Source organism: Streptomyces sp. (assembly GCF_031181555.1).
GTDB classification, from domain to species: Bacteria; Actinomycetota; Actinomycetes; order Streptomycetales; family Streptomycetaceae; genus Streptomyces; species Streptomyces fimbriatus.
Genome location: NZ_JAPSKQ010000059.1, coordinates 23,453 through 34,310 on the forward strand (window position 1 = coordinate 23,453; position 10,858 = coordinate 34,310).

Genomic DNA, 10,858 nt, shown 5'->3' on the forward strand with positions numbered 1-10,858 from the left:
ACGTTCGTGTGCTGTCGGGCGCCGGGTCCCCACCCACGCCGTGGTCGTCGCTCGGGCACGTCGGTCGCACGTGCTTTCGCTACGAGTCGTAGCGTAATGCCAAGCGGGATCCCCGGAACACCGTGCCCCGGTGATCTCCCTCACGCCCGACCGCGCGGAACCCGCCGTTATGGTCGTGCCATGCAGAGCCGCACCCCAGCCAGTCGCACCGGACGTCCGCGCAGTGCCGCCGCGGACGCCGCGATCCTGGCCGCGACACGTCAGGCTCTGGTCGAACTGGGGTGGTCCAAGCTCACGTTGGGAGACGTGGCGATCCGCGCCGGGGTTGCCAAGACCACCCTCTACCGGCGCTGGGCGGGCAAGAACGAACTGGTCGTGGACGCGGTCGCGGAACTCTTCGACGAGTTGTGCGTGCCCGACCGCGGCTCGCTGGCCGCCGACATCGAGGGCGTGGTGCTGCAGTTCGCCGCGATCCTGGCCCGCCCCGAGGCCAGGAGCGGGCTGATGGCGGTGGTCGCCGAGGCCACCCGCGACGAGGCGCTGCGCGAGCGCATCCGGGCCTCGATCGTCGACCGGCAGAAACGCCTGGTCCTCGCGGGCCGGGCGCGCGCCCAGGCACGGGGCGAACTGCCGGCCGAGACCGACGCCGACCGAGCGGCCCGCACCGTCGACCTGATCTTCGACATGGTGGCCGGCGCGGTGGTGCACCGCACCCTGGTGAGCGCGGAGCCGGCGGACGAGGAGTGGGTGCACGGTTTCACCCGGGTCCTGCTGTCGGGACTCGCCTCGGCCGGCTCGCCCGACCGGGCCCCGGCCCGCCCGCGGAGTGCGGCCGGTGGCGAACTCCCGTCCGCACGGCGGTGACGGCCCGCCGGAGCGGACCCGCCCCGCGAGGACCGGGTGATCGCTCGGCCCGGGACGCACGGCACGCCGGGCATCCGGGGACGCCCCGCACGGCCGGACCGGACCCGTCGCCGGGGAACGGGGCCGACGCGTCATGAGCCTCGGCGGGGAGACCGCCGGCGCGAGCGCCGCGGTCTCCCGGTACGGCGCGGTGGCCCGCAGGCCGTGACCGCCCTCCCCGCTCCGTGGGGCCGGCCGACCGCACGGAGCGGGGGCACGGCCTAGAAACCGGCGGGCTCGGTGTACACGCCCCACTCGTCGCGCAGGACACCGCAGATCTCGCCCAGCGTCGCCTCCGCGCGGACGGCGTCCAGCATCGGCTCGATCATGTTGGCGCCGGAGCGCGCGGCCGCCACCATGGCGTCGAGCGCGCCGCGCACCGCCGCGTCGTCGCGGGCGGCCCTGCGCTCGCCCAGCAGCCGGACCTGCTCGCGCTCCACCTCGTGGCTGACCCGCAGGATCTCCAGGTCGCCGGTGACGGACCCGGTGTGCACGTTGACGCCGACGACCTTCTTGTCGCCCTTCTCCAGCGCCTGCTGGTAGCGGAACGCCGACTCGGCGATCTCGCCGGTGAACCAGCCGTCCTCGATGCCGCGCAGGATCCCGGAGGTGATCGGCCCGATCGGGTGCCGGCCGTCCGGGTGGGCCCGCAGGCCCCGCTCCTTGATCTGCTCGAAGATCTTCTCCGCGTCGGCCTCGATCCGGTCGGTGAGCTGCTCGACGTACCACGAACCGCCCAGCGGGTCGGCGACGTTGGCGACGCCGGTCTCCTCCATGAGCACCTGCTGGGTGCGCAGGGCGATCTCGGCGGCCTGCTCGCTGGGCAGCGCGAGGGTCTCGTCGAGGGCGTTGGTGTGCAGCGAGTTGGTCCCGCCGAGCACGGCGGCCAGCGCCTCCACGGCCGTACGGACGACGTTGTTGTAGGGCTGCTGCGCGGTCAGCGAGACACCGGCGGTCTGCGTGTGGAACCGCAGCCACTGCGCCTTCTCGCTCTTCGCGCCGTAGACGTCCCGCATCCAGCGGGCCCAGATCCGCCGGGCCGCGCGGAACTTGGCGATCTCCTCGAAGAAGTCGACGTGCGCGTCGAAGAAGAAGGACAGCCCCGGCGCGAACACGTCCACGTCGAGCCCGCGGCTGAGCCCCAGCTCCACGTAGCCGAAACCGTCGGCGAGGGTGTACGCGAGCTCCTGCGCGGCCGTCGCCCCGGCCTCGCGGATGTGGTAGCCGGAGACCGACAGCGGCTTGTAGGCGGGGATGCCGGCCGCGCAGTGCTCCATCAGGTCGCCGATCAGGCGCAGGTGCGGCTCGGGCTGGAAGAGCCACTCCTTCTGCGCGATGTACTCCTTGAAGATGTCCGTCTGCAGCGTGCCGTTGAGCACGGCGGGGTCGACGCCCTGGCGTTCGGCCGCGACGACGTACATGCAGAAGACGGGCACGGCGGGCCCGCTGATGGTCATCGACGTGGTGACGTCGCCGAGCGGGATGTCCCGGAACAGGACCTCCATGTCGGCCGCCGAGTCGATCGCCACCCCGCAGTGCCCGACCTCGCCCAGGGAGCGCGGGTCGTCGGAGTCGCGGCCCATGAGCGTCGGCATGTCGAAGGCGACGGAGAGCCCGCCCCCGCCGTTGCCGAGGATCATCTTGTACCGCTCGTTGGTCTGCTCGGCGTTCCCGAACCCGGCGAACTGCCGGATGGTCCACGTGCGCCCCCGGTAGCCGGTCGGATACAGGCCGCGGGTGAAGGGGTACTCACCCGGCCAGCCGATCCGCTCGAACCCCTCGTAGGTGTCCCCGGGCCGGGGCCCGTACACCGGCTCCACGGGATCGCCGGAGAGCGTGGTGAAGTCTGCGTCGCGCTTGCGCGCGGCGTCGTACCGGGCCTGCCAGCGTCGGCGGCCCTCCTCGATGGCGTCAGCGTCCATACCCTCGAATTTACTTGGACGTCCTAGTAAATGTCGATGGCTGACCGCCGCACGCTGCTCCGTACGGCGGTGGCGCCCGAAGTGTTACGCCTTGGCGACCGCGGGCGCTTCGTCCGCGGCCTTCGCCTCCAGCTCGCGGCTGATCCTGCGCTCCACGAAGAAGGCGGCCGTCGGAACGGTGCCCGCCAGCAGCACCCAGAGCTGCTTCTTGACCGGCCACTTCGCCTTGGAGCCGAGATCGAAGGCGAAGATCAGATACACCACGTACAGCCAGCCGTGGGCAATGCTGACCACCTGGGTGAAGTCGTCCGCGCCCTCCATCGTGAGGGCGTACTTGCCGATCATGCCGAAGACCAGCAGGACGAGCAGGACACCGGTGACGTAGGCCATGACCCGGTAGCGGGTCAGCACGCTCTTCTTCATGCGGTCGAGCGTAACGGGCCGTTCAGGGAGATCCCGGGCCGGGGCGCGTGGACCGCGTCACCCCTCCTCGAAGTCCCCCGCCGCGAGTCGCAGCGGCCGGAGCATCGCGAAGATCTCGCCGCACTCCTCGGCGTCGTAGACGCCCAGGCCGAAGTCCATGGCCATCAGGTCGCGGGTGGCCGACTCGACCACCTCGCGGCCCTTGTCGGTGATGGTCGCGAGGGTGCCGCGGCCGTCGTTGGGGTTGGGGCGCTTGTCCACCAGGCCCGACCTCACCAGCCGGTCCACGGTGTTCGTCACCGAGGTGGGGTGCACCATCAGCCGCTCGCCGATCTTGGACATCGGCAGCTCCCCGGACTTGGAGAAGGTCAGCAGCACCAGCGCCTCGTACCGCGCGAACGTCAGCCCGTACGGCTTGACCACCGCGTCGACCTCGGCCAGCAGGATCTGGTGCGCGCGCATGATCGACGTGATCGCGGCCATCGACGGCACGCTTCCCCAGCGCTGCTTCCAGAGCTCGTCGGCGCGGGCGATGGGATCGAACGAGAGGCTGAGCGGCTTCGGCACGGATCCGACCTTACCGGCCGGTCATATGCCGGTCAGCCCCGTCTCGCTCTTCGGTCGGCGGGACCGCCCCGGTCCCGCCGACCGCCTCGTACGGCCGCCGGCTACCCGGCGTCCTGCGCCAGGTGCCGCTCCACGGTCTCCACCTTGGACGTGAGACCGTTCTCCACCCCCGGGCGGATGTCGGCCTTGAGGACCACCGAGACCCGCGGGGCCCGCGCCTCCACGGCGGCGACGGCGCGCCTCACGACGTCCATCACCTCGTCCCACTCCCCCTCGACCGAGGTGAACATGGCATCGGTGCGGTTCGGCAGCCCGGACTCGCGGACCACCCGCACGGCGTCGGCGACGTACTCCCCCACGTCCTCGCCCACACCGAGCGGCGTCACGGAAAAGGCGACGATCACGCCTGCACGACCCCTTCGCCGCGGGCGCGGGAGGCGATCACCGCGTCCTCGGCCTCACGCTTGAGCCGGCGCTCGGCGAAGAAGCCGCCGGCGGGCAGGACCGACATCAGGAAGTAGAAGGCGGCGGTCTTCAGCGGCCACTTGGCGCGGTTCCAGGCGTCCGCCCAGAAGAGCACGTACAGGACGAAGAGGAAGCCGTGGACCGCGCCCATCACCGGGACGGCGTTGAAGTCCGTGGTCCGCTTCAGGACCGAGCAGACGAGCAGGACGAGGAACGAGATCGCCTCGGGGCCCGAGACCAGGCGGAGGCGGCGGAGGGCGGTGGCGGTCTTGATGTCCACGGATCACCTTCGGTGGGAGAGACGTCGGCGTCGACGGGTAGGACGGTTTGTGAACGCACGCACAAGCGTCCGCCCATTGTGGCAAACCCCCTCCGCGGCCACCGGAGGGGGTCCCGTAGCCCGTAGGGGTCCGATCGGGGTGCGGTTCCCCCCACGGGACCTGTCGGCGGGGCAAAGGGGCCGCTACCGTCGCAAGCGTGGCGATGTTCCGACTTCAGAGCAGCAAGGTGCTCGCCGTCGACATGACCGGGGATGCCGTGAAGGCGAAGAACGGCTCCATGGTCGCGTACGACGGCGACATGACCTTCAAGAAGCTCAGCGGCGGCGGTGAGGGCCTGAGGGGGATGGTGACCCGGCGGCTGACGGGCGAGCAGATGACGGTGATGGAGGTGAAAGGGCACGGGACCTGCTGGTTCGCGGACCGCGCGTCCGAGATCAGCCTCGTCGGCCTCCGGGGCGACAAGCTCTACGTGGAGTCGAGCAACCTGCTGGCGACCGACGGCGGACTGCGCACCGGCACCGGCTTCACCGGGGTGCGCGGCGCCTCGCAGGGCAACGGGCTGTTCACGACCACCGTCGAGGGGCACGGCCAGGCGGCGCTCCTGTCGGACGGTCCCGCGATCGTCCTCCGGGTCGGTCCGCAGTACCCGCTGACCGTCGACCCCGGCGCCTACGTGGCCCACCAGGGGAACCTGCGGCAGTCGTTCCAGTCCGGTGTGACCTTCCGCACCCTGATCGGCGAGGGCGGCGGCGAGGCCTTCCAGATCCGGTTCGAGGGCGACGGGCTGGTCTACGTGCAGCCCAGTGAGCGGAACACGATCGCGGGGGACGTCTGACATGGCCTTCCGGGAGATCAACGCGAAGATGGTCGAGGCGACCGTGGCGCCGGGCCGGCGGCTGTTCAGCCAGCGCGGCGCGATGCTCGCGTACCAGGGGGAGGTGAGCTTCACCCCGAACAGGGCGGGCGGCCAGGGCGGGCTGATGTCGATGATCGGCCGGCGCGTGGCGAACGAGGACACGCCCCTGATGACCGTCGAGGGCAGCGGCACGGTCCTGTTCGGGCACGGCGGCCACCACGTGCAGGTGATCAACCTCGCCGGGGACACCCTGTACGTCGAGGCGGACCGGCTGCTGGCCTTCGAGGGCACCCTGGAGCAGGGCACGGTGTTCCTGGGCTCGCAGGGCGGGGTGATGGGCATGGTCCGGGGACAGGTCTCCGGGCAGGGGCTGTTCACGACCACGCTGAAGGGGCACGGCTCCGTCGCCGTGATGGCCCACGGCGGGGTGATCGAGATCCCGATCGCCCCGCAGCGCCCGGTGCACGTCGACCCGCAGGCCTACGTCGCCCACCACGGCGACGTCCGCAACAAGCTGTCCACGGCCCTCGGCTGGCGGGACATGGTGGGCCGCGGCTCCGGTGAGGCGTTCCAGCTGGAGCTGAGCGGCAGCGGTGCGGTGTACGTCCAGGCGTCGGAGGAGAAGCTGTGAGCACCTACGGAACCCCGGGCGCCGGACCCGCGGTCTTCGACCCGATGACGCTGCCGTCCGACGACAACGTCGATCACTACACCTTCTGCGTGGAGCTCAAGGGCACCCAGTGGTTCATGCAGAAGGGGAAGATGATCGCCTACTACGGTTCGATCGAGTTCAACGGCATCGGACACGGCCGACTCGACCGGCTCGTCCGTACGTCGTTCCATTCGCCTCTGCACGCGAGCGACTGGGTCGTGGCGGAGGGCTCGGGCAAGATGCTCCTCGCCGACCGGGCCTTCGACGTGAATTCGTACGACCTGGACGACGGCAATCTGACCATTCGCTCGGGCAACCTCCTCGCTTTTCAGCCAAGTCTCTCGCTGAAGCAGTCGATCGTGCCGGGTTTCCTGACCCTGATCGGAACCGGAAAGTTCGTGGCCGCGTCCAACGGTCCGGTGGTCTTCATGGAGCCTCCGATCCGGGTGGACCCGCAGGCGCTGGTCGGATGGGCGGACTGCCCCTCTCCGTGCCACCACTACGACCACGGCTACATGACCGGCCTCATGGGCGGTCTACGTGCGATGACGGGCCTCGGCGGGGCCTCCGGCGAGGAGCACCAGTTCGAGTTCGCGGGGGCCGGCACGGTGCTGCTCCAGTCGTCCGAGACCCTGATGACGGAGCAGGCCACGGGGGTCGCTCCGCAGCAGCCGGGGGTACCCGGGGGCGGGGCGTCCGGCGGGTCCGGACAGCCGGCCGGGGCACCGCGCCTTCCCGGACAGCTGGGCGACCTCCAGCGTCGCTTCGGGCTGTGAGCGGTAGTCTGCGGAGTGTGACGTCGAACGCGTGCACGCTGTGTCACACGGAAGCATCATTCGTTCGCCTTTCAACTTCTTAGGTAGACTTCATTCATGGAGACCGAGACGGCCACGCGCTGGCTGACCCATGCGGAGCAGTGCGCCTGGCGCACCCACCTGGAGGTCAACAGACTGTTGACCTACCAGCTCGAGAAGGACCTGCAGCCGTTCGGCCTGACAATGAACGACTACGAGATCCTGGTGAATCTCTCCGAGTCGGAGGACCGACGGATGCGGATGAGCGACCTCGCCGCCGCCACCCTGCAGTCCAAGAGCCGCCTCTCGCACCAGATCACCCGGATGGAGAACGCGAACCTGGTCCGGCGGGAGAACTGCGAGTCCGACCGCCGCGGGCTCTACGCGGTCCTCACCGAGCACGGCATGGAAACCATGCAGAAGGTCGCGCCGCACCACGTGGCGTCCGTGCGCCGGCACTTCATCGACCTGCTCTCCCCCGAGGACCTCACCGGACTCGACAAGGCCCTCAGGCCCATCGCGGAACACCTGCGCGGGCAGCGGGGCCGCCCCTGACGCCCCGGTCGGGCCGTCACCCCTCTCCGGCGAACGGCAGGCGGAGCTCGAACAGGGCTCCGCCCGTCGGCGCCGACCCGGCCGTGAGCGTCCCGCCGTGCCGTACGGCGACGTCCCGCGCGATGGCGAGGCCCAGCCCGGCGCCGCCGTCGTCGCGGCTGCGGGCGGCGTCCAGCCGGACGAACCGTTCGAAGATCCGCTCCCGGTCGGCCTCGGCCACCCCCTCGCCGTCGTCGGCCACGCCGAGCACCGCCCAGTTCCCCTCCCGCCGGACGGTCACCGTGACCCTCTCGCGGGCGTGCCGCCGGGCGTTGTCCAGCAGGTTGGCGAGCAACCGCCCCAGCTGTCCCCGCGACCCGGTCACCTCCGCCGGCTCCGTGTCCACCGTCACGCCCGCCCGGCCCGCGGCCTCCTCCCGGGCCAGCGCGGCCAGGTCGACGAGCGCGTCGGCGGGCCGCTCCCCCGCGTCCAGCCGGGCGAGCAGCAGCAGGTCGGCGGCGAGGTGCTGGAGCCGCACGGTGTCCTCGACGGCGCCGTCCAGGTCGAGCAGCTCGGGGTGGGCGGCGGCCACCTCCAGCTGGGTGCGCAGGGAGGCGATCGGGCTGCGCAGTTCGTGCGAGGCGTCGGCGACGAACCGCCGCTGCCGCTCCACGGACGCCTCCAGCGCGGCGAGCGTCTCGTTGGTGGTGCGGGCGAGCCGGGCGATCTCGTCGTGGGTGCCGGGCTCCGGGACGCGGCGGGCGAGATCCTCGGAGGCGGTGATCGCGGCCATCTCCCGGCGGATGCCCTCCACCGGCCGCAGGGCCCGCCCGGTGACCGTCCAGGTCACCCCGGCGACCACGCCCAGCAGCAGCGGGAGGCCGAGGAGCATCGCGGTCTGCGCGGTGTCCACGGCGCTGTGCTCGGCGGCGAGCGGGGCTCCCGCGTAGACGGTGAGGCGGCCCCGGTCGTGGGTCTCCACGTCGACGGCCGCGAACCGGTAGTCCTCGGCGTCGCCGTCGATCGTCGCGGAACCGCTGCCGAAGGTGGTCTCGCGGTCGATCTCACCGGGGTCGAGGTCCTCGTCGGAACCGCCGGAGTCCCCGGCGTCGTCCGAGTCGTCCCCGCCGTCCGAGTCGTCCGAGCCGTCGTCGCCGTCCTCACCGCCCGGGACGGACGGGCGCGGCGTCACCTCGGCGGTCGCCGTGCCGCTGATCCGCTCCAGGTCCTCACTGGCCGCGACCAGCCTGCCGTCCTCGTCGACGACCTGCACCGGCCCGTCGTCGCCGTCCAGCCCCGAGAGGTCGTCGTACGCCGTCCGGGCGGCCAGCTCGGAGGCGACCGCCCGGGCGGAGCGCTCCGCGCGGGTGCCCGCCTCGGCGGTCAGGTTGGAGCGCAGCGACAGCACCACGGCGATCCCCGCCGCGACGAGGGCCACGGCGACCACCAGGGTCGCGCCGAGCGTCGCCCGCGACCGGACCGAGCCGAACAGCCGGCTCACGGCGCCGTCTCCAGCCGGTACCCGGCGCCGCGCACGGTCCGGATCAGCCCGGCGCGCAGCTTGCGGCGCAGGGCGCTGACGTAGACCTCGACGATGTTCGGGTCGCCCTCGTAGGCGAAGTCCCAGACGTGCTCCAGGATCTCCGTCTTGGAGACCACCTCGCCGGCCCGCAGCACCAGCTGCTCCAGGACGGAGAACTCCTTGGCGGTCAGCGCCACTTCGTCCTCGCCCAGGAAGACCCGGCGGGCGGCGGTGTCCACCCTGAGGTCGCCGTGCACGTGCACCCGGGAGGCCCCCGCGCCCCGGCGGCGCAGCAGCGCCTTGATCCGCGCGACGAGGACGACGTACGAGAACGGCTTGGTGAGGTAGTCGTCGGCGCCCGTGTCCAGGCCCTCGGCCTCGTCGTACTCGCCGTCCTTGGCGGTGAGCATCAGGATCGGCACGTCGTGTCCGGCGGCGCGCAGGGCGGCGCAGACCCGGTAGCCGTTCAGGCCGGGCAGCATGATGTCGAGGACGACGAGGTCGTACGTCCCCTCCGTGGCCCGGTGCAGCCCCTCCCGGCCGTCGTGGACGACGTCCACGGCGTAGCCCTCGGCCGTCAGGCCCTTGGCGAGCGACAGGGCGAGCCGCTTCTCGTCCTCCACGATCAACAATCGAGAGGGGCGGCGCGAAGCGCCTCCGGCAGGGTGGCGGTGGGTCACGGGCGGGCGCATGGGGTCAAGGGTCGCAAAGGAAAGCTGAAGACCACTTCAGGCGGTTTCAGGTTCCCCTCAGCGTCGGTCGGCGACATTGAAGGCGTCGAGAACGAAGCGACCCAGGAGGAACCCGCATGAAGCGCAACATCGTGATCGCCGTCGTCACGGCCGCAGCCCTCGTCGGGGGAGGTACGGCGACGGCCCTCGCGGTCTCGGGGGACGACGCGCCGACGACGCGGGCGACGGAGACGAGGGGGGCGGACGACGACACGGCCCGCGACGACGACCGGGGGCGTGAGGACACCGACGACGCCGACGACCGGGACGACCGGGACGGTGACGACGACGCCCGTGCCGCCGCCTCCTCCGGGGTGACCGCCGCCGACGCCATCGCCGCCGCCCTGAAGCACACCCCGGGGACCGCCGTCTCCGCGGAGCTGGACGACGAGGACGACGACGGCGGCCAGGCGGCCTGGGAGGTCGACGTCCTCGCCGGCGGCGGCACCTGGCACAGCGTGCGCGTCGACCCGGCCACCGGCAAGGTCCTCGGCTCGCACACGGAGGACGAGGACGACACCGCGCAGGTGCGGGCCGCGCTGAAGGGGACGTCGGTGACGGCCGGGGAGGCCGCGAAGGCGGCGGCCGCCGAGGGCACGGTGGTCTCCGTCGACCTGGACGACGACGGGGACAAGGGGTGGGAGGCCGAGACCCGTGCCTCCGGCGAGGACGAGCGGGACTGGCGCGTGGACCTGAACAGCGGGAAGGTCACGGCGGACCGCTCGGACGACGCGGACGACTCCGACTCGGACGACGACTGACCGCCCCGGACACCGCGAAGCACACCGGCAGCGGCAGCCGCCCCACCAGCAGGCCCACCGCCGCCGCACCGGCCGAACTCCCGGCGTTCACAGCGGTGTTGACCCAGGCACCCGTCCGGGTCCGGAACCCCGGCGCCGCGGCTTCGTCGGCGACCAGGTACGCCGTCGTCAGTGCCGGCGCCACGAACAGACCCGCGCAGGCGACGGCCGGATGCGGCGGTCGCGGTCCTGGGCGGGCTCTATGCCGAGAGGAGGAACATGCCGGTCAAGGCAGCAGCGGGCCGCATGGGCCCGCCATCGCCCTGTCCGGGCCGGCGTCCGCCGGGCGTCAGCCCCGCGTCAGCCCCTCGACCAGCTCGTCCGCCGCGCGGTACGGGTCCAGCTCGCCGGCGATGATCCGTTCCGCCAGGGCGCCGAGCCGGCGGTCGCCGTGGAGGTCGCCGATGC

The 10,858-nt window shown here is 72.0% G+C and carries 13 protein-coding genes and 2 pseudogenes; 6 read left to right on the forward strand and 9 right to left on the reverse strand.

The features are described 5' to 3' along the window. Window positions 1-180: 180 nt before the first annotated feature. Entirely contained in the window at window positions 181-864 is a 684-nt protein-coding gene (locus tag RIM90_RS14800; protein WP_309061158.1) for a TetR/AcrR family transcriptional regulator, read from the forward strand. Between the two features lie 260 nt (window positions 865-1,124). On the opposite strand, the gene RIM90_RS14805 is transcribed toward RIM90_RS14800, so the two are convergent. The 5 genes from RIM90_RS14805 to RIM90_RS14825 form a co-directional block, all read right to left on the reverse strand. Further along, window positions 1,125-2,825: a methylmalonyl-CoA mutase family protein gene (locus RIM90_RS14805; RefSeq protein WP_309061159.1), complete on the reverse strand. Its 1,701-nt coding sequence runs from the start codon at window positions 2,823-2,825 to the stop codon at window positions 1,125-1,127. A gap of 84 nt (window positions 2,826-2,909) precedes the next feature. Beyond that, on the reverse strand, window positions 2,910-3,248 hold the full coding sequence (locus RIM90_RS14810) for a DUF3817 domain-containing protein (RefSeq protein ID WP_309061160.1): 339 nt from the start codon (window positions 3,246-3,248) through the stop codon (window positions 2,910-2,912). Between the two features lie 57 nt (window positions 3,249-3,305). Next, a complete protein-coding gene (locus RIM90_RS14815) occupies window positions 3,306-3,815 on the reverse strand; it encodes a MarR family transcriptional regulator (RefSeq protein ID WP_309061161.1) in 510 nt (169 codons plus the stop codon). Window positions 3,816-3,916: 101 nt separating this feature from the next. Then, complete coding sequence (locus RIM90_RS14820) at window positions 3,917-4,219, reverse strand: MTH1187 family thiamine-binding protein (RefSeq protein WP_309061162.1); 303 nt, start codon at window positions 4,217-4,219, stop codon at window positions 3,917-3,919. Beyond that, window positions 4,216-4,560: a DUF3817 domain-containing protein gene (locus RIM90_RS14825; protein ID WP_309061163.1), complete on the reverse strand. Its 345-nt coding sequence runs from the start codon at window positions 4,558-4,560 to the stop codon at window positions 4,216-4,218. The genes RIM90_RS14820 and RIM90_RS14825 overlap by 4 nt, the downstream gene beginning before the upstream one ends. A gap of 203 nt (window positions 4,561-4,763) precedes the next feature. On the opposite strand from RIM90_RS14825, the gene RIM90_RS14830 reads away from it, so the two are divergent. The 4 genes from RIM90_RS14830 (at window position 4,764) to RIM90_RS14845 (ending at window position 7,418) form a co-directional block, all read left to right on the forward strand. Beyond that, window positions 4,764-5,396 (forward strand): AIM24 family protein, encoded by a 633-nt coding sequence (locus RIM90_RS14830; protein ID WP_309061172.1) that lies wholly within the window; start codon window positions 4,764-4,766, stop codon window positions 5,394-5,396. Window position 5,397: 1 nt separating this feature from the next. Next, window positions 5,398-6,048 carry an AIM24 family protein gene (locus RIM90_RS14835; protein WP_309061164.1) on the forward strand — a complete coding sequence of 217 codons (651 nt, stop codon included), beginning with the start codon at window positions 5,398-5,400 and terminating at the stop codon, window positions 6,046-6,048. Next, a complete protein-coding gene (locus RIM90_RS14840; protein ID WP_309061165.1) occupies window positions 6,045-6,845 on the forward strand; it encodes an AIM24 family protein in 801 nt (266 codons plus the stop codon). The genes RIM90_RS14835 and RIM90_RS14840 overlap by 4 nt, the downstream gene beginning before the upstream one ends. Before the next feature lie 96 nt (window positions 6,846-6,941). Then, window positions 6,942-7,418 (forward strand): MarR family transcriptional regulator, encoded by a 477-nt coding sequence (locus tag RIM90_RS14845; RefSeq protein WP_309061166.1) that lies wholly within the window; start codon window positions 6,942-6,944, stop codon window positions 7,416-7,418. Window positions 7,419-7,434: 16 nt separating this feature from the next. Here RIM90_RS14845 and RIM90_RS14850 read toward each other — a convergent pair whose 3' ends face one another. Both RIM90_RS14850 and RIM90_RS14855 read right to left on the reverse strand, forming a co-directional pair. Then, window positions 7,435-8,898: a HAMP domain-containing sensor histidine kinase gene (locus RIM90_RS14850; RefSeq protein WP_309061167.1), complete on the reverse strand. Its 1,464-nt coding sequence runs from the start codon at window positions 8,896-8,898 to the stop codon at window positions 7,435-7,437. Continuing rightward, on the reverse strand, window positions 8,895-9,611 hold the full coding sequence (locus RIM90_RS14855; protein WP_309061168.1) for a response regulator transcription factor: 717 nt from the start codon (window positions 9,609-9,611) through the stop codon (window positions 8,895-8,897). The genes RIM90_RS14850 and RIM90_RS14855 overlap by 4 nt, the downstream gene beginning before the upstream one ends. Window positions 9,612-9,727: 116 nt before the next feature. On the opposite strand from RIM90_RS14855, the gene RIM90_RS14860 reads away from it, so the two are divergent. Continuing rightward, window positions 9,728-10,411 (forward strand): PepSY domain-containing protein, encoded by a 684-nt coding sequence (locus RIM90_RS14860; RefSeq protein WP_309061169.1) that lies wholly within the window; start codon window positions 9,728-9,730, stop codon window positions 10,409-10,411. Here RIM90_RS14860 and RIM90_RS14865 read toward each other — a convergent pair. Next, window positions 10,359-10,619: pseudogene (locus RIM90_RS14865) on the reverse strand (MFS transporter); the annotation flags it as partial. The gene RIM90_RS14860 and the pseudogene RIM90_RS14865 sit on opposite strands and share 53 nt — an antisense overlap. A 120-nt stretch (window positions 10,620-10,739) precedes the next feature. After that, window positions 10,740-10,858, reverse strand: a pseudogene (locus RIM90_RS14870) (methylmalonyl Co-A mutase-associated GTPase MeaB); the annotation flags it as partial.